The sequence below is a fragment of the Pseudomonas sp. GM74 genome (assembly GCF_000282455.1).
GTDB lineage: Bacteria > Pseudomonadota > Gammaproteobacteria > Pseudomonadales > Pseudomonadaceae > Aquipseudomonas.
On sequence record NZ_AKJG01000151.1, the window covers coordinates 19,836 to 36,450 of the forward strand.

Consider the following 16,615-nt stretch of genomic DNA (forward strand, 5'->3'; position numbering starts at 1 on the left):
GCTCGGGTAATGTCATCAGACCCATAGGACAGAGCACGCCCATGACTTCCAAGCTGGAACAACTCAAACAAATGACAACCGTGGTTGCCGACACCGGCGACTTCGAAGCTATCGCTCGCGTTAAACCCGTGGACGCCACCACCAACCCATCCCTGTTGCTCAAGGCCGCGGCCATTCCTGCGTATGCCGAGCTGCTGAACGCCTGCGTCAATGACTGCAAGGGCGATGTGGGCCTGGCCAGCGACCGTTTTGGCGTGGCCGTGGGGCAAGAAATCCTGAAATTGATCCCGGGCCGCATTTCCACCGAAGTGGATGCGCGCCTGTCGTTCAACACCGACGCCATGCTAAAGCGTGCCCATCGCCTGATCGGGCTGTACGACAAGGCCGGTATTGGTCGCGACCGCGTGCTGATCAAGATCGCCTCCACCTGGGAAGGCATCCGCGCTGCCGAGATCCTGGAAAAGGAAGGCATCCAGACCAACCTGACCCTGCTGTTCTCCTTCGCCCAGGCAGCCGCCTGCGCAGACGCCGGGGTGTTCCTGATTTCGCCGTTCGTGGGCCGCATCTACGACTGGTACAAGAAAGCCAACGGCAACGACTACACCGGTGCCGATGATCCGGGCGTGCAGTCGGTGACGCGCATCTACAACTACTACAAGGCCAATGACTACAAGACCGTGGTCATGGGGGCGAGCTTCCGCAACCTGGGCCAGATCGAACAACTGGCCGGCTGCGACCGGCTGACCATCAGCCCGGACCTGATCGACAGGCTGGCCGCGGATACCGGCAAGCTGGAGCGCAAACTGGTGCCCGGCCATGCCGGTGAAGCGCGCCTGAGCCTCAACGAATCGCAGTTCCGCTGGCTGTCCAACGAAGACGCGATGGCGACCGAGAAACTGGCTGAAGGCATTCGTCAGTTCGCGCGGGATCAGGAGAAGCTCGAGGCGCTGTTGCAGGCCAAGCTGTGACCTGAGCGGAGTGTCATGCAAAAAGGGCGAACCTTGGTGGGTTCGCCCTTTTTTTGTCAGCAATCTCGCACTCACAGGGATTGTGGGTTGAAACCGAATCGTGCGCTCAATGCAAAACCAATGTGGTGAATGGCAAATCTGTGTTTAGCCAGCCAAGGCCACATCACTTCAGGGGATCAATTGCGCTCCAGCGCATTCACAAGGTCATGAAAGGCTTCACGATTGGTGTCGTTCAGGCCCATGAGGATCTTGTGCGCTTCGAGCACCTTGATCCGCACCACTTCTTCGGACTGATCCTGGTCTGGCAGATCGTCCAGGCATTCCGGGCACGGCACCGGCTTGTCAACGATGTTGAACACCTGCTCGAAGCCCATGGACTGCAGCAGCCGCGTGATGTCTTCGTGGGTGGTGACGACGGTCGGCAGCAGGCCGACCTTCTGCCGCGACAGGATCGACAGCTTGGCCAGCAGGCCAAGCGTGGTGCTGTCGATGCTGCGGGTTTCGGTCAGATCGATCACGATCGTGTTGAAATTCAACGCGCTGAAGATCCGCTCAATAGTCGCATCCAACGCCGAACACAGGGTCAGGCGAACTTCACCGACGAACTTCAGGACGAAGGTGCCATCCTGCTCGGCGAACTGGATTCTACCGGTACTCATCAAAGATTCCTGCTCAACACCAACAGGGCGATATCATCCGGCATCTCCCCTAGCGTGGCCAATCCAAAAACCTGCCGCAACCCATCCAGGGTGCCGCCCGCAGCCTTGACCCGTTGGGGCAACGCCGCCTCTTTTTCTTTGAGTGTGGGTTCTGGCAAAAGATCCAGAATGCCATCAGACATCAGCGTCAGGCTGAACGTCGGTGGCAGTTCCAGCACATGGTCTTCGTAGGTGGCTTCGTTGAAGAGGCCCACCGGCAGACCACGCCCTTCCAGATAACGAACACTGTCTGGCGTGTACAACACTGGCAACGGCAGATGACCGCCGATGCTATAGGTCAACAAACCTGTCTCCTCGTCGATGACTCCACCGACCATTGTGACGTGTTTTCCCAGCTTACAACTGATCAGGCCCCGGTTGATATGACCAAGAACCTCTGAAGGCTTGAATTCCGGCAAGGTGCCGCTGCGCTTGGATTCGAACAGCAGGCGCGTGGTCATGAACTTCAACAGCACGGTGACGAAGGCTGAAGAGGCGCCGTGACCGGAAACATCCGCCAGGTAAAAGGCGACCCGGCGCTCGTCGACCCGGAAGTAGTCGACGAAATCACCCGACAGGTACAGCGACGGGATGATCTGGTGAGCAAACTTGAACTCGTCGATGGTCCAGGGGCTGACCGGCAGCATGTTCATCTGCACCTGGCGACCGGCGTTCTGGTCCTCCTGGAGCAGGTTCAGGCTGGCTTCGAGTTCGCGGTTGGCCTTCTCCAGCTTCTCGCGGTAGCGCTGGTTCTCCAGCAGCAGGCGCGCACGATCCAGGGCCCGGCGCACGGAGTGCTCGAGCACGGCCAGATCTTCGAGAGGCTTGATCAGGTAGTCCGCCGCGCCCAGGCGCAGGGCTTCGACCGCGTCATTCATCACGCCGGCACCCGACACCACGATCACCGGGGTTTGCGGCGACAGCTCGGTCACCTGGCGAATGAGTTCGAGTCCGCCCATCTGCGGCATGCGCAGATCGCAGATGACCAAGTCGGGCTTGTCTTGCTCGAATACCTGAAGACCCTGCTGACCATTGCTGGCCTGCAAGACGCTGAAACCACTGTCTTCCAAATAGGCGGCGAGGCTCGCGCGCACTACTTCGTCATCATCGATTATCAGCAGCGTGGCACTGGTTTTTGGCATGTGGGCAAACGGCGCCAGAATTAGGTTGGCGTAGCAGGCGGGGACTTTGGCCCGGCGCTGACTACTGGATTCGCTTTCTAGCCTCTCTGTCGCACCGCTTTCGGGCATTTGCCCTACACACGTGTACACCAGAGGTGCCCTTCTAAGGCGCAGACGGTACTCCCATCCGCGGGGCGTTTCAAGCTCACGCCGATGGTCGCTTGACGTCTTTATTTGTCAAATCACCGAGAGTTATAAGAACAGGCAAATCCGTAACCCAATGGAAGGTTCGAACCCATGAGCCAAACCGCTCGGGACTACAGCGAAAAGCGCTATTTCATCCGCGTGCGGGGTCTTCACAGACAAAAAAAGGCGGCCTTGATGGCCGCCTTTTTCAGTTTACCGGTCGAGATCAGAAATCGTCTTCGACCTGACCGTCTTTCACCTTGAATTCACGGTTCTGCAAGTACGCATTACGGATGAAGGTGTACTTGTCGCCGGTGATCAGCTTCTCGCTCGACAGCAGGTTGGCACGGGTATCGACGATGTCCAGTGCGTAGAACGAGTTACGCACCGGCACGTCGTTTACGTATCGATAAGCACCGGTATAGCTGTCGACGTACTTGGACGGCGCATCACGCAAGGTGCTTGGCCCCAGCAGCGGCAGCATCACGTAAGGGCCGCTGCCGACACCCCAGTAGCCCAGCGTCTGACCGAAGTCTTCGTCATTGCGCTGCAGGCCCATTTTGGTGCCGACATCAATGACGCCCAGCAAGCCGAAGGTGGTATTGAAAATGATCCGCGCGGTATCAACGCCTGCGGCGCGAGGCTTGGCCTGCAGGATATCGTTGGCCAGGTTGCGCACATCACCGATGTTCTGGAAGAAGTTGTGAACGCCGTCTTCGACAAACTGCGGCGCCACGTACTGGTAGCCCTGGGCCAGGGGTTTGAGCGCGTAGGTGTCGATCACGTCGTTGAACTTGTAAATCGGGCGGTTGACGCTTTCCCAAGGATCCTCTTCCGTGGCTGCCTGGGCAACGAACGGAACCAGCATCGCACTGGCACATACACAAATCCTGGCTAGATGATTGCTCCAGCGCATAGAAAAAAACTCCTTGGTTTGTACCGGCTCGGGCACTTGGCCCGGGCAATAAGCTGGCAAGTATAAGACGTAAACGCCATTTAACGCACTTTGCACGAGTTCCACACAGAAGGAATCGTGCCAAATGTGAGCGATTCACACCCATGTCATTCAACTGTCACCGTCGCCCACTAGCCTTCAGACTATTTCAGGGACGTCCACATGCCGCTCGCCGAAGCCTTGCCCCAAACCGCACCCTGCCTGACCGCCGTACTGTTCGGCCTCAGTGGCTGCCTGGTGGATTTCGGCGCGCACACGCACCGGCACGGCAGTCACTCGGCCGAACACGCCGAGGCCACACCCGGCGCACTGGATAGCCTGCGCAGCTTGCAGCGCCAGCAAATCCCCTGCGCGTGGCTCGATGAACTGCCCCCTGCCCTCAGCCAATCCCTGGCCGCTGCGCTGCCGGAATGGATCAAACCCCCGCAACATCCAGCAACAAACCAACCATGGCCCGCCCCGAATGCCTGCTGGCAAGCCTTGATGACCCTGAACGTCGAGCGACTCGACGGCTGTGTGCTGGTGAGCGGCGAACCCCGTTTGCTGCAAGCGGGGCTCAATGCCGGGTTGTGGACCATCGGCCTGGCGTCCTGCGGCTCGCTGTGCGGGCTGGCACCCGAGCAATGGCAAGCGTTGACCCCGCAAGAGCGGGACATCAAACGCGCCAAGGCGACGATGCAACTGTTCGGTCTGGGCGTGCATTCGGTGATCGATCACCTCGGTGAACTCGACACCTGCCTGGCGGATATCAGCTTGCGTCGGCTCAAGGGCGAAAAGCCCTGACCGAGATCATGCACGTTGGCCGCGAGTGGATTAATCTAAAGGTAGCCATCGACCTTTGGCGCGCCGCCTTGGCGTGCCGCCATGGTCTATGCCAGTGCCTATCGATAGAAGGAAGAACGCTATGCCTGCCCGCGAACTGCAAGAACAGCTCAATGCCCTGCGCGAGCAATTGGAACAGAATCCTCCATTGTCTGAAGCAGAACGCGCCGAGCTGCACGAGCTCATGCAGCAGATTGAATTGAAGCTTGAGCTGGAAACCAAAACCCAGGACTCCAGCCTTGCCGACGGCGTCAACCTGGCCGTGGAGCGCTTCGAGCTCGAACACCCTACCCTTGCCGGCACCCTGCGCAACATCGGGCAGGCCTTGGCCAACATGGGAATCTGAACCCTCCAGATGCAAAAAACCCCGCTGGCGATGGCGGGGCTTTTTAATTTCTACGATCTGAAACGCAATCCCCTGTGGGAGCAAGCCCGCTCCCACATTAAAGCGTTACTGGCGGACCAGGCGATGGTTCGGCAGCTGCACCTCTTCAGTGCTGCGGTACGGGTTGATATCCAGCCCGCCACGGCGCACATAACGCGCGTACACCGTCAGTTTCTCCGGCTTGAGCAACCGCTGCAGGTCAAGGAAGATGCGCTCTACGCACTGCTCATGGAAGTCCGAGTGCTGGCGGAAGCTGACGATGTACTCGAGCAGGCTCGCGTGATCCAGCGCCGCGCCACGGTACTCCACCGCCACGCTGCCCCAGTCCGGCTGGCTGGTGACCGGGCAGTTGGACTTGAGCAAATGGCTGTGCACGCTCTCCTCGACAATGCGCGAATCATCGCAACGCAGCAGTTCCGGCCGTGGATGCTCGTAATTGCTGACACTGATATCCAGCTCATCGATGCACACGCCCGGCAAAGCCACGACGCCTTCACTCTCCACATCCTTGAGGCTGCGAATACGTACGCCCACCGGCTTGCCGGCAGCCGCTGACAAGTCCTTGGCCAGCGTCGCCTCAAGGCTCGCGGTATCGACAAACGGCGTCTGGTTCAGGGAGTTGAGGTACAGCTTGAACGACTTCGACTCGATGATGTTCGGCGAATCCGCCGGAATGCTGAATTCGCCGATCGCCACCACCGGCTTGCCCGAAGGCAACAGCCAGGACAGCTCGAAGCAATTCCAGAAGTCCACGCCTTTATACGGCAGGGTTTGCGCCGTCAGGCCCAGTTCCGCCCACTTCACGGTGCGCGGGATCGGGAACAGCAAGGACGGCGTGTAGGTGGCGATGTATTCGCTGGACTTGCCCAGCGGCGAGTGTTCGGCTGCGGGATGCATGGCGGAAACCTGACTGAAGAATCAGCGGATTCTATCAGCCTTTGCTCCCGCCTTTGAGTGCTTACTGACTGACAGTCAGTTTGCCGACCATGCCGGCCTGGTAATGACCGGGGATGTTGCAGGCAAACTCAAGGCTGGTGGCCTTGCTGAAGGCCCAGGTCAGCTCGGCGGTCTTGCCTGGCTCCACCAGCACGCTGTTGGGGTCGTCATGCTTCATGCCATGGTCCATTTTGCTGTGGTCCATGCCGGCCATGTCGCCGTGATCCATGGCCTTCATGCCGGTGGGCGACAGCATGCCGCTCTGTTGCATCTGCAACATTTCCTGCTGGTGTTTGGCGTGCATCGCCGCATCCCCCAGGTTGAATTCATGCAACAGCTGGCCTTTATTGACCAGCACGAAGCGCACGGTTTCCCCGGCCTTGATGTCGATGGCCTCAGGTGTGAAGGACATATCACCCATCACTACCTCAATGCTGCGGTTCGCCTTGGCCGCCGGGGCCGGTTGACCGAAATCGTAGCTATACCCCGAATCGGCCCACACCGGCGAACTCAGCGCCAGCAAACACAGGATTTGCGCCACGGATTTGCGTAAAAACATCGTCATACTCCAACAAGATAAGGCTCAGCGTGCGTAAAACTCTAAACTGCCGGCACTGCCCGCAACCTGACAGCCAGATTACAACTTTGACAGGTTGCCCTATGCCAATGCTTCCCACGGTATAAAGCGTTCGTTCCACTTGCCAAGAGTCGCCCATGAAACTGCTGATCGTCGAAGACCAACCGAAAACCGGCCATTACCTGCGCCAGGGCCTGGCCGAGGCCGGTTTCAACACCGAACTGGTGGCCGATGGCACTACCGGCCAGCAATTGGCCCTCAGCGGCGAATATGCCCTGCTGATTCTCGATGTGATGCTGCCCGGTCGTGATGGCTGGCAGATTCTGCAAGCAGTGCGCAGCGCCGGCCTGGACACGCCGGTACTTTTTCTGACCGCCCGTGACGCCGTGGAGGACAGGGTTCACGGCCTCGAACTGGGCGCCGATGACTATCTGGTCAAGCCATTTGCCTTCTCCGAACTGTTGGCCCGGGTCCGCAGCCTTTTGCGTCGCGGCAGCGCCACGCCCCAGGAAACCAGCCTGCAATTGGCCGATTTGCGCCTGGACCTGATCCGTCGCCGGGTCGAACGCAGCGGCCAGCGCATCGACCTGACCGCCAAGGAATTCGCCTTGCTGGAAATGCTTCTGCGCCGCCAGGGCGAAGTCCTGCCCAAATCGCTGATTGCGTCCCAGGTCTGGGACATGAATTTCGACAGCGACACCAATGTCATCGAGGTGGCGATCCGTCGCCTGCGCCTGAAGATCGACGATGAATTCCCCAACAAGCTGATTCACACCGTGCGCGGCATGGGCTACGTCCTTGAAGAGCGCCCCGCCTGATGCGCCGCCTCTCCTTGAGCACCCGCCTGGCGCTACTTTTTGCCGCCTGCACCGCCGTGGTGTCGCTGTTCGCCGGGGTGCTGTTCAGCCGCGCCAGTGAGGCGCACTTTGTTGAACTCGACCAGCAACTGCTGGACGGCAAGCTGATTGGCTTGCGTCGGGCCCTGCACGACCTTCAGTCGAGTGATAGCGAGGTGAAACTGGCCGAGGAATTGAGCCGGCAGGCTGACCTGTCCCTGCGAATCACCGGCAGCGACGGCCAGCGCTGGTATGACAGCTCGACCAACATTCCCCAGGCATTGCCGCGCCAGCCCGGATTGTCGACGGTGAGCCATGAAGGCATGGATTACCGGGTGCTGAATGCACCGCTTTTCGTGGACAAACCCGAGTCACCGCAACTGACCCTGCTGCTGGACATCACCCACCACCAGCACTTCCTGCAACGCATGCAGCATTTGATCTGGCTGACCGTCGGCCTGTCAGCCCTGGCCACTGCACTGCTGGGCGCCTGGGCGGCCCGCAGCGGCTTGCGCCCGTTGCGGCGGATCAGTGCGGTGGCCAGCGGTGTTTCCGCTCAGTCGCTGAACTCGCGGCTGCCTGAAGAAAACATGCCGCTGGAACTGGCGGAAATGGCCCACAACTTCAACGCCATGCTCGGACGCCTCGACGACTCGTTTCAGCGTCTGTCCGCGTTCTCCGCCGACATTGCCCATGAACTGCGCACGCCATTGTCGAACCTGCTGACCCACACCCAGGTCACCCTCACCCGCCCTCGCCCCATCGAGGACTACCGCGAAGCCCTGCACAGCAACCTCGAAGAACTGCAATGGATGGCGCAACTGGTCAACGACATGCTCTATCTGGCGAAAGCCGATCACGGCTTGTTAATGCCCAAATGCGAGCCACTGGAACTGGCGGAGGAAGCGGATCTGCTGCTGGAGTTCTTTGCGCCGCTGGCCGAAGACGCGCAGGTAAGACTGAGCCGTGACGGCAATGCCCACATCGAAGGTGACCGCAGCATGTTACGGCGGGCGCTGTCGAACCTGCTGGACAATGCACTGCGGTTCACGCCGGTCGATGGCGAGGTTCGGGTGCGAATCGTCGATCAGGCAAAAGAGTTGCGCCTGAGCGTTGAAAATACGGGCCAACAGATTGCCGAAGATCTATTGCCGCGCCTTTTTGACCGGTTTTACCGGGCCGATCCGGCGCGTCGTGAAGGCAGTAGCGAACATGCCGGATTGGGGCTGGCGATCACCCAGTCGATCATCCGTGCCCATGGCGGGCAGATTCGTTGCGAATCGGAGAATGGGTGGACGCGGTTTGTGATCGAGTTGCCAAGGGGGGATTGAGGCCGGCAGTTCCGGCCCCTTCGCGGGCAAGCCCGCTCCCACATTTGGAATGCATTCCCCTGTGGGAGCGGACTTGCTCGCGAAAGCGGTGTAACGGCTTACGAATACCGCAACGCATGAGCCGGCTCGATCTTCGCCGCCCGCCAGGCCGGATAAACCGTGGCCAGGAAGCTCATGACAAAGCCGGCCGTGCAGATCAGCGCCACATCTGCGCCTTGCAGTTCGGACGGCAGGTTGCTGACGAAATACACGTCGGAACTGAAGATGTGCTGCCCGCTGACCCGCTCGATCCAGCCCACGATCTGGCTGACGTTCAGCGCGGCAATCACGCCCAACACACCCCCAATCAAGGTGCCGACAATGCCGATCACCGTGCCCTGCACCACGAAGATCGCCATGATCTGCCGTGGCGTGGCGCCGATGGTACGCAGGATCGCGATGTCCGCGCCCTTATCGTTCACCACCATGATCAGGGTCGCGATGATGTTGAATGCCGCCACCGCGACGATCATCAGCAACAGCAGGCCGATCATGGTTTTTTCCATCTTCATCGCGCTGAACAGGCTGCCCTGGGTGTGGGTCCAGTCGTCAGCCTTGTAGGCTGCGCCCAGCCCGGTGGCGATGTCGCTCGACACTTGCGGCGCGGCATACAGGTCCTTCACCGCCAGGCGCACGCTCTGCACCTGATTCGGCTCCCAGTGCTGCATCTGCGCGGCATCGGCCATGTGGATCAGCGCCATGGTGCCGTCCAGTTCGGCACCGACCTTGAACACGCCGACCACATTCAGTCGTTGCATGCGCGGGGTGATGCCGCCCGGCGCATTGCTGACCTCCGGCACGATCAGGGTGATCTTGTCGCCGACGTTCAAGCGGAAGCGGCGCGCCGTGATCTCACCGATCACCACGCCGAACTCGCCCGGTTTCAGGGCTTCGAGGCTGCCCTGAACGATGTGCTTGGCGACAATCGACACCTGGCCTTCCAGCGCCGGATCGACACCACTGACCTGGATAGGCTGCATCGTGCCCTTATAGGACAGCATGCCTTCCATCTCGGTGAACGGCACCGCCGCCGTCACTTCCGGGTTTTTCATCGCCGCCGCTGCCACAGGCTTCCAGTCATCAATCGGGTTGACGCCGACGATGGTGGCATGGGGCACCATGCCGAGGATGCGCGAGCTCATTTCGCGCTGGAAGCCGTTCATCACCGACAGCACCACGATCATCGCCAGTACGCCGAGGGCGAGACCGATCATCGAGGTCATCGAGATGAAGGAAACAAAGCGATTGCGGCGCTTGGCGCGGGTATAGCGCGTGCCGATAAAGATCGATAACGGTCTGAACATTCGCTGGGGCACCGTATGGAAATAAATGACCCGACGCCTTTTCAGACATCGGGTTTCAGCCAATCAGATAGGAGTGAGGCAACCTTCCTGCAAGTGCAGGACGCGATCCATCTGGCGGGCCAGGTTCATGTCGTGGGTCACCACCAGGAACGCCGTGCGCATCGAGGTGCTGAGCTCCAGCATCAAGTCCTGGATCCCCTGGGCGGTGTGAGAATCGAGGTTGCCGGTCGGCTCGTCGAGCATCACCAGGCCCGGATTGTTCACCAAGGCACGGGCGATGGCCACACGCTGACGCTCACCACCGGACAATTCGGCCGGTTTGTGCTCCAGGCGATGGCCCAGCCCTACCCGCTCCAGCAACGCCGTGGCACGCTGACGCGCTTCGGGGATCGCGGTCTTGCCGATCAGCAGCGGCATGCAGACGTTTTCCAGGGCGGTGAATTCCGGCAGCAGGTGGTGGAACTGGTACACGAAGCCGAGGGCGCGATTACGCAGCAGGCCGCGCTTCTTCTCGCTCAGTGCCGACAGCTCTTCACCATCGAGCCAGACGCTGCCCTTGGTCGGTGTATCGAGGCCGCCCAGCAGATTGAGCAAGGTACTTTTGCCCGAGCCCGACTTGCCGACAATCGCCACACGTTCTCCCGGGTGCAACTCCAGTTGCAGGCCGGCCAACACTTCCACCGATTCAGGGCCTTCCTCGTAGGACTTGCCCAGGCTGCGGCAGCTCAAGATTGCTTTATCGCTCATGCCCGACTCACTCATAACGTAGCGCCTCCGCAGGCTGGGTGCGCGCGGCACGCCAGGCTGGATACAGGGTGGCGAGGAAACTCAGGACCAACGCCGCGGAGCAGACCATTACGACGTCCTGGCTCTGCACCTGCGACGGCAGGTAATCGATGAAGTACACATCGGCGTTGAGGAACTTGTGCCCGATCAGGCCTTCGAGGGCCGAGATCGCGGCACTGACGTTCAGCGCGGCGAAGATCCCGACCACGGCGCCGATCACTGTGCCGACCACGCCAATGACGGTGCCCTGCACCATGAACGTACGCATGATCGTGCCCGGCGTGGCGCCTAGCGTGCGCAGAATCGCGATATCGCCCTTCTTGTCGTTCACCACCATCACCAGCGTGGAAATGATGTTGAACGCAGCGACGGCAACGATCAGCAGCAGCAACAGGCCGATCATGGCTTTTTCCATGCGGATAGCCTGGTACAGGTTGCCGTGGGTACGGGTCCAGTCGCGGGCGTAGAAGCGGTCTTCGCCGAGATCGCGGGCGATGCTCCACGCGGTGCGCGGTGCCTGGAACAGATCGTCGAACTTCAGGCGCAGGCCCTGGACCTGATCCGGTTTCCAGCGGTGCAGCCGGGCCAGATCCTGCAGGTTGGTGACGCCAAGATAGCCATCGAGCTCACCGGCGCCGACATGGAAGATGCCGACCACGGTAAAGCGCTTCATGCGCGGGAACATCCCGGCCGGGGTCACGGTGACTTCCGGCGCGACGAACGTCAGCTTGTCGCCGATGGCCGCGCCGAGCTTGGCCGCGGCCTTGTCGCCGATGACGATGCCGAACTCGCCCGGCACCAGATCGTCGAGTTTTCCCTGGGTCATGAATTGATCGATGATAGACACCTGGCGCTCCTGGGCCGGGTCGATGGCGTTGAGCAGCACTTTCGAGACCTTGCCGTTGTTGGTCAGCAAACCCTGCATTTGCGTAAACGGCGCCACGGCCGTCACTTGCGGGTTCTGCTTGACCTTGGCGGCCAGGCTTTGCCAATCGCTGATCGCTTCGCCGGACTCGATGGTCGCGTGGGGCACCATGCCCAGCACGCGGGTGCGCATCTCATGATCGAAGCCGTTCATCACCGACAGCACCACGATCATCACGACCACGCCAAGGGCGAGCCCGATCATCGAAGTCAGGGAAATGAATGACACAAAATGATTGCGACGCTTTGCACGGGTGTAACGCGTGCCGATAAATACGAAGAGAGGTCTGAACATGTCGGGGCTTGTTCGGAGGGAAAAGGAACGTCCTTGTGGCGGGGGTCGATAACCAGCTTTACACTCAGACCACCGCCGCTACCATGGGTTCGCCATGTCGACATTAGATGAAGAAGATCGCCGCGAATACTACCGTATCGAGGATACGATCGCACTGGAAATTCGGCCCCTGTCCGCTTCTGAAGCCACAGGCCAGGAAGTGTTGCAGGATGCTTCCCCACTCTTCAACTTGCTCAGCGAACTGCACCTGAGCGAATTCGAGTCGCAACACCTGTTGCGCCAGATCAGCGAACGCGACCGCACGACCGCCGCATTTCTCAAATCCCAGAACAAACGCATCGATTTGCTGAGCCAGGTCGTCGCTCTGACAGTACTCGGGCAGATCGGCGAACCGCAGCCGGTGATCATCTCCGAAGGCGGCATCGACTTTCAGCATCCCTCACCCCTTGCCGTCGGCGCACGCCTGTCGGTCAAGCTGGTGCTGATGCCGCAAGCACTGGGCCTGCTGCTGCGCGCCCGCGTCACCCATTGCGACCGCAAGGGCGACGGCTATGACATCGGTACCGAGTTCGAACACCCGACCGACGCCCAGCGCCAACTGCTGGCCCGCCACATCTTGCAAAAGCAGGCCCAGGAACGACGCCTGGCCCGCGAACAACTCGAATCAGGCAATTAATTTAAGGAAGAACCGTGACCCTCATCTACGGCCATCGCGGCGCCAAGGGCGAAGCACCGGAAAACACCCTGACCAGCTTTCAGCAATGTCTCAAGCACGGCGTGCGTCGCTGCGAACTGGACCTGCACCTGTCCATGGACGGCGAGTTGATGGTCATCCACGACCCGACCCTCAAACGCACCACGGACCGTCGCGGCAAGGTAGTGGAACACACGGCGGCCGAACTTGTGACCTATGACGCACGCAAGGGTGGCCCGGGCTGGATCAAGCCGTGCCCGATTCCGACGCTGGAAGAACTGTTCGAGAAATGCGACTTCGATCACTGGCAACTGGAAGTCAAAAGCGCATCAAGGATGCGTGCGGCAACCACCGTGCTGGCGATTCGCGAGATGGTGCAGCGTCATGGCCTGATGGACAAGGTGACCATCACCTCAAGCTCCCGTGAAGTGCTCAAGGCTGCGCTGGAACTGGTGCCGGACGTATCCCGCGGGCTGGTGGCCGAGTATGCCTGGCTCGACCCGCTGAAGGTCGCTGCCAGCTATGGCTGTGAGATTCTGGCGCTGAACTGGACCCTGTGCACGCCGGAACGCCTGCAAAGGGCGCAGCGTCAGGGGCTGCATGTGTCGGTGTGGACCGTCAACGAGCCCGCACTGATGCGCAGACTCGCTGACTTCGGCGTTGACAGCCTGATTACAGACTTTCCCGGTTTGGCCACCGCCACGCTCGAGAATTGCTGAAATCGGTCTCCCCGGCCGGCTCAGGCCACCGGCCGGAGCCCGTCAAAAAAGCCGGTTGAGGCCGTCGTACGCGGCTACCCGATAGGCTTCGGCCATGGTCGGGTAGTTGAACGTGGTGTTGACGAAGTACTTCAACGTGTTCAGTTCGCCCGGCTGGTTCATGATCGCCTGACCGATGTGCACGATCTCCGACGCCTGATAACCGAAACAGTGAACGCCCAGGACTTCCAGGGTTTCACGGTGGAACAGGATCTTCAGCATGCCTTGCGGCTCGCCGGCGATCTGCGCCCGCGCCATGCTCTTGAAGAAGGCCTTGCCCACTTCGTACGGCACCTTGGCCTGGGTCAGTTCCTGCTCGTTCTTGCCGATCGAGCTGATCTCCGGAATGGTGTAGATGCCGGTCGGCACGTCATTCACAAAGCGCCAGCTACCGTTATCGACGATGCTGCCGGCGGCCGAACGACCCTGGTCGTGGGCGGCACTGGCCAGGCTCGGCCAGCCGATCACGTCACCGGCGCCGTAGATGTTCGGCACGCAGGTGCGGTACGCCTCGTCGACTTCGATCTGGCCACGGCTGTTGACCTTCACGCCGATGTTTTCCAGACCCAGCTGATCGGTGTTGCCGGTACGACCGTTGCACCAGAGCAAGGCGTCGGCCTTGATCTTCTTGCCGGACTTGAGGTGCAGGATCACGCCATTGTCCACGCCTTCGACGCGGTCGTAGTCTTCGTTGTGGCGAACCGTGATGTTGTTGTTGCTGAAGTGATAGCTCAACGCCTGGGAAATTTCCGAGTCGAGGAAGCTCAGCAGCTGACCGCGGTTGTCCACCAGTTCGACCAATACACCCAGGCCGCTGAAGATCGAGGCGTATTCGCAACCGATCACGCCGGCGCCGTAGACGATGAGTTTGCGCGGGGTGTGGCCGAGGCTGAGGATGGTGTCGCTATCGTAGATGCGCGGGTGGTGGAAATCGATGTCCGCCGGGCGATAAGGACGCGAACCGGTGGCGATGATGATGTGCTTGGCCACCAGTTTTTCGACCACGCCGTTGGCGCAGACCACTTCGATGGTTTGCTCGTCGGCGAAGCTGCCGGTGCCGAAGAACACGTCGACGCGGTTACGGGCGTAGTAGCCGGTACGCGAAGCGACTTGTTTGGAGATGACTTTCTCGGCGCTTTTCAACACGTCCGGGAACGAGAACCAGCGCGGCTCACCGATGGCCCGGAACATCGGGTTGGTGTTGAACTGCATGATCTGCCGCACCGAGTGACGCAGTGCCTTGGACGGGATGGTGCCCAAGTGAGTGCAGTTGCCGCCGACCTGGCGACGGCTATCGACCATCGCCACCTTGCGCCCTGCCTTGGCGGCGTTCATTGCCGCGCCTTCCCCCGCCGGGCCGGAACCCAACACCACCACGTCGTAGTTGTAGACAGCCATGCGTACTCCTCAGAACAGGCCGCGGCACCCTCGGCACCGGCGGCTAAATCACGCCAATGCGTGGCATGAAGGAACAATTTGGGGTCAGTGCAGAACCCGGACACAGTCTATAGAAGCGTCAACGCCGCGCACATTAACCCTTGGTCGCGTCGTAGGCTACTTTTGCCTGCGCTACAACGCCAGTTTTCAATGCTCAAATCGCCGAAATCATTCGGTTTTTTTGCCACTGAGGCGTTCAAAAGCGTGACTGCTGCGTGTGACGAAACCTTTATCGGCACGAATCACAAAAAATGCGCCGATATCATGTTTTTCTGCGTAGTCCCAACCGCGCTCCGGGCCGAGAATCAGCAACAGCGTCGATAGGCCATCGGCCATCAACGCGGAAGGATGAATCACTGTGACGGATGCCAGTGTGTGCGAGACAGGAGAACCGGTGCGCGCATCGAAGGTGTGGGAAAAACGCTGCCCGTTCTGCTCGAAATAATTCCGGTAGTCGCCGGAAGTGGACAGGCCATAGCCGTCGACAGCAATAACCCGCTCGACCACCTGCCGGTCATCCCGCGGTTCCTCCAGGGCAATGCGCCATGGCGAGCCGTCAGCCTTCCTGCCGGACGCCTTGAGCTCACCCGTGGCCTCGGCAAGGTAGTCGTGAATGCCCATCGCCTCGAGTCTTGCGGCAATCGTGTCCACCGCATAGCCGGCGGCGATGCTGTTCAAGTCGACCTCGACGGCGGCGTCCTTGCACAACCGGTCGCCATCGATGCGCAGGTGTTCATGGCCGACGCGCTTGCGGGCTTCGGCGAGCGCTTCGGCGGTCGGGACTTTTTCCCCGCGGGCCTGCGGACCAAATCCCCAGAGATTGAGCAATGGCTCCACCGTCAGATCGTAGGAACCGTCGCTTTGCCCTGACAGTTGCTCGCCCACGCGGACCAATTCGAGGATCGACGCCGGCATTGCCTGACAGCCGCTGGCCGGCAATGCGTTGAAGCGCTCGATGTCCGAGTCGCTGCGGTAGGTCGACATTTGCCGATCGACGTCAGCGAGGATTTGCTCGACCTGGACACGGACTTCGTCCGGCGCCGGAAGGCCGGCATGGCGCACATACTTGATCGAATAAGTGCTGCCCATGGTCGGGCCGCCGAAAGACTCCATCGAATCGCCATGGCCGCAACCTGATAGTGCGCCGAACAGCAAAAACGCCGCCCCCTGCCACCTGATCAACAATTCCCGAGTTCCCCCAAAAACATCCCCTGACACGCCGCCAAGGCCAGCCATTATGCGATAGAACTGTGGGAGCGGGCTTGCTCGCGAAGAGGCCGGCACATTCAGCATTGATAGTTCTCTCAGACCGCTATCGCGAGCAAGCTCGCGATGAGGCCAGCACAGGCAACATATCCCTACTGACAAACCCACAAACAAAAACGCCCCGACAAGGGTCGGGGCGTTTTCATTGCAGGAGCGGGCTTGCCCGCGAAGGACGTGCATGATGACGCGTGCTGCCTGGAGAACCGCGCCGCCTAATGCCAGTCAGTCAAGCAATTTCAGCCGCGACACCCTTTGTAGCAGCTGCCGAGCCCGCGAGGCTGCGTTCGGCTGCGAAGC

At 60.4% G+C, this 16,615-nt stretch carries 17 protein-coding genes; 7 read left to right on the forward strand and 10 right to left on the reverse strand.

Going from position 1 to position 16,615, the window contains the following annotated elements; genetic code table 11:
* The first annotated feature begins 41 nt into the window (after positions 1 to 41).
* Positions 42 to 968 carry a transaldolase gene (gene tal / locus PMI34_RS03800; RefSeq protein ID WP_008053322.1) on the forward strand — a complete coding sequence of 309 codons (927 nt, stop codon included), beginning with the start codon at positions 42 to 44 and terminating at the stop codon, positions 966 to 968.
* A 176-nt stretch (positions 969 to 1,144) separates the two neighbouring features.
* Here the strand turns inward: tal and rssC are convergent, their stop codons facing one another.
* From rssC to PMI34_RS03785, 3 genes are all read right to left on the reverse strand, one after another.
* A complete protein-coding gene (gene rssC, locus PMI34_RS03795) occupies positions 1,145 to 1,627 on the reverse strand; it encodes an anti-sigma factor antagonist RssC (protein ID WP_008053323.1) in 483 nt (160 codons plus the stop codon).
* Complete coding sequence (rssB, locus tag PMI34_RS03790; RefSeq protein WP_032829882.1) at positions 1,627 to 2,808, reverse strand: two-component system response regulator RssB; 1,182 nt, start codon at positions 2,806 to 2,808, stop codon at positions 1,627 to 1,629. The genes rssC and rssB overlap by 1 nt, the downstream gene beginning before the upstream one ends.
* 391 nt (positions 2,809 to 3,199) lie before the next feature.
* Positions 3,200 to 3,889 (reverse strand): MlaA family lipoprotein, encoded by a 690-nt coding sequence (locus PMI34_RS03785; protein ID WP_008053325.1) that lies wholly within the window; start codon positions 3,887 to 3,889, stop codon positions 3,200 to 3,202.
* 201 nt (positions 3,890 to 4,090) lie between these two features.
* On the opposite strand from PMI34_RS03785, the gene PMI34_RS03780 reads away from it, so the two are divergent.
* A complete protein-coding gene (locus tag PMI34_RS03780) occupies positions 4,091 to 4,711 on the forward strand; it encodes a hypothetical protein (protein ID WP_008053326.1) in 621 nt (206 codons plus the stop codon).
* 121 nt (positions 4,712 to 4,832) lie between these two features.
* Positions 4,833 to 5,096 (forward strand): DUF4404 family protein, encoded by a 264-nt coding sequence (locus PMI34_RS03775; RefSeq protein ID WP_008053327.1) that lies wholly within the window; start codon positions 4,833 to 4,835, stop codon positions 5,094 to 5,096.
* Positions 5,097 to 5,201: 105 nt separating this feature from the next.
* Here PMI34_RS03775 and queF read toward each other — a convergent pair whose 3' ends face one another.
* Complete coding sequence (gene queF / locus PMI34_RS03770) at positions 5,202 to 6,032, reverse strand: NADPH-dependent 7-cyano-7-deazaguanine reductase QueF (protein WP_008053329.1); 831 nt, start codon at positions 6,030 to 6,032, stop codon at positions 5,202 to 5,204.
* 61 nt (positions 6,033 to 6,093) lie between these two features.
* Positions 6,094 to 6,630 (reverse strand): copper-resistant cuproprotein CopI, encoded by a 537-nt coding sequence (gene copI, locus PMI34_RS03765; RefSeq protein ID WP_008053331.1) that lies wholly within the window; start codon positions 6,628 to 6,630, stop codon positions 6,094 to 6,096.
* Positions 6,631 to 6,785: 155 nt separating this feature from the next.
* Between copI and PMI34_RS03760 the strand changes: the two genes are divergently transcribed.
* Together PMI34_RS03760 and PMI34_RS03755 are read left to right on the forward strand one after the other, a co-directional pair.
* Positions 6,786 to 7,466: a heavy metal response regulator transcription factor gene (locus PMI34_RS03760; protein WP_008053332.1), complete on the forward strand. Its 681-nt coding sequence runs from the start codon at positions 6,786 to 6,788 to the stop codon at positions 7,464 to 7,466.
* Entirely contained in the window at positions 7,466 to 8,815 is a 1,350-nt protein-coding gene (locus PMI34_RS03755) for a heavy metal sensor histidine kinase (protein ID WP_008053333.1), read from the forward strand. Before PMI34_RS03760 ends, PMI34_RS03755 begins: the two co-directional genes overlap by 1 nt.
* A 98-nt stretch (positions 8,816 to 8,913) precedes the next feature.
* On the opposite strand, the gene PMI34_RS03750 is transcribed toward PMI34_RS03755, so the two are convergent.
* The 3 genes from PMI34_RS03750 to PMI34_RS03740 form a co-directional block, all read right to left on the reverse strand.
* Positions 8,914 to 10,158: a lipoprotein-releasing ABC transporter permease subunit gene (locus PMI34_RS03750; RefSeq protein WP_008053334.1), complete on the reverse strand. Its 1,245-nt coding sequence runs from the start codon at positions 10,156 to 10,158 to the stop codon at positions 8,914 to 8,916.
* Positions 10,159 to 10,221: 63 nt separating this feature from the next.
* Complete coding sequence (lolD, locus tag PMI34_RS03745) at positions 10,222 to 10,905, reverse strand: lipoprotein-releasing ABC transporter ATP-binding protein LolD (protein ID WP_173677889.1); 684 nt, start codon at positions 10,903 to 10,905, stop codon at positions 10,222 to 10,224.
* Between the two features lie 7 nt (positions 10,906 to 10,912).
* Positions 10,913 to 12,163, reverse strand: a complete 1,251-nt coding sequence (locus PMI34_RS03740) for a lipoprotein-releasing ABC transporter permease subunit (protein WP_008053336.1) — start codon at positions 12,161 to 12,163, stop codon at positions 10,913 to 10,915.
* Between the two features lie 94 nt (positions 12,164 to 12,257).
* Between PMI34_RS03740 and PMI34_RS03735 the strand changes: the two genes are divergently transcribed.
* Together PMI34_RS03735 and PMI34_RS03730 are read left to right on the forward strand one after the other, a co-directional pair.
* Positions 12,258 to 12,839 (forward strand): PilZ domain-containing protein, encoded by a 582-nt coding sequence (locus tag PMI34_RS03735; RefSeq protein ID WP_008053337.1) that lies wholly within the window; start codon positions 12,258 to 12,260, stop codon positions 12,837 to 12,839.
* A gap of 14 nt (positions 12,840 to 12,853) precedes the next feature.
* The gene (locus tag PMI34_RS03730; RefSeq protein ID WP_008053339.1) at positions 12,854 to 13,576 is read left to right on the forward strand and encodes a glycerophosphodiester phosphodiesterase; all 723 of its coding nucleotides are present in this window, start codon (positions 12,854 to 12,856) and stop codon (positions 13,574 to 13,576) included.
* Positions 13,577 to 13,618: 42 nt separating this feature from the next.
* On the opposite strand, the gene sthA is transcribed toward PMI34_RS03730, so the two are convergent.
* Together sthA and PMI34_RS03720 are read right to left on the reverse strand one after the other, a co-directional pair.
* Positions 13,619 to 15,013, reverse strand: coding sequence for a Si-specific NAD(P)(+) transhydrogenase (gene sthA / locus PMI34_RS03725; protein ID WP_007984277.1), 1,395 nt, complete (start codon positions 15,011 to 15,013; stop codon positions 13,619 to 13,621).
* Positions 15,014 to 15,220: 207 nt separating this feature from the next.
* Complete coding sequence (locus PMI34_RS03720) at positions 15,221 to 16,237, reverse strand: FAD:protein FMN transferase (RefSeq protein WP_032829883.1); 1,017 nt, start codon at positions 16,235 to 16,237, stop codon at positions 15,221 to 15,223.
* Positions 16,238 to 16,615: the final 378 nt, after the last annotated feature.

Bases quoted from the DNA above. Each gene is read 5' to 3' on its own strand.
- rssC (WP_008053323.1), bottom strand. From the start codon at position 1,627: ATGAGTACCGGTAGAATCCAGTTCGCCGAGCAGGATGGCACCTTCGTC.
- PMI34_RS03740 (WP_008053336.1), bottom strand. From the start codon at position 12,163: ATGTTCAGACCTCTCTTCGTATTTATCGGCACGCGTTACACCCGTGCA.
- copI (WP_008053331.1), bottom strand. From the start codon at position 6,630: ATGTTTTTACGCAAATCCGTGGCGCAAATCCTGTGTTTGCTGGCGCTG.
- PMI34_RS03755 (WP_008053333.1), top strand. From the start codon at position 7,466: ATGCGCCGCCTCTCCTTGAGCACCCGCCTGGCGCTACTTTTTGCCGCC.
- PMI34_RS03760 (WP_008053332.1), top strand. From the start codon at position 6,786: ATGAAACTGCTGATCGTCGAAGACCAACCGAAAACCGGCCATTACCTG.
- PMI34_RS03785 (WP_008053325.1), bottom strand. From the start codon at position 3,889: ATGCGCTGGAGCAATCATCTAGCCAGGATTTGTGTATGTGCCAGTGCG.
- sthA (WP_007984277.1), bottom strand. From the start codon at position 15,013: ATGGCTGTCTACAACTACGACGTGGTGGTGTTGGGTTCCGGCCCGGCG.
- queF (WP_008053329.1), bottom strand. From the start codon at position 6,032: ATGCATCCCGCAGCCGAACACTCGCCGCTGGGCAAGTCCAGCGAATAC.
- rssB (WP_032829882.1), bottom strand. From the start codon at position 2,808: ATGCCAAAAACCAGTGCCACGCTGCTGATAATCGATGATGACGAAGTA.
- tal (WP_008053322.1), top strand. From the start codon at position 42: ATGACTTCCAAGCTGGAACAACTCAAACAAATGACAACCGTGGTTGCC.
- PMI34_RS03775 (WP_008053327.1), top strand. From the start codon at position 4,833: ATGCCTGCCCGCGAACTGCAAGAACAGCTCAATGCCCTGCGCGAGCAA.
- PMI34_RS03735 (WP_008053337.1), top strand. From the start codon at position 12,258: ATGTCGACATTAGATGAAGAAGATCGCCGCGAATACTACCGTATCGAG.
- PMI34_RS03780 (WP_008053326.1), top strand. From the start codon at position 4,091: ATGCCGCTCGCCGAAGCCTTGCCCCAAACCGCACCCTGCCTGACCGCC.
- PMI34_RS03750 (WP_008053334.1), bottom strand. From the start codon at position 10,158: ATGTTCAGACCGTTATCGATCTTTATCGGCACGCGCTATACCCGCGCC.
- lolD (WP_173677889.1), bottom strand. From the start codon at position 10,905: ATGAGCGATAAAGCAATCTTGAGCTGCCGCAGCCTGGGCAAGTCCTAC.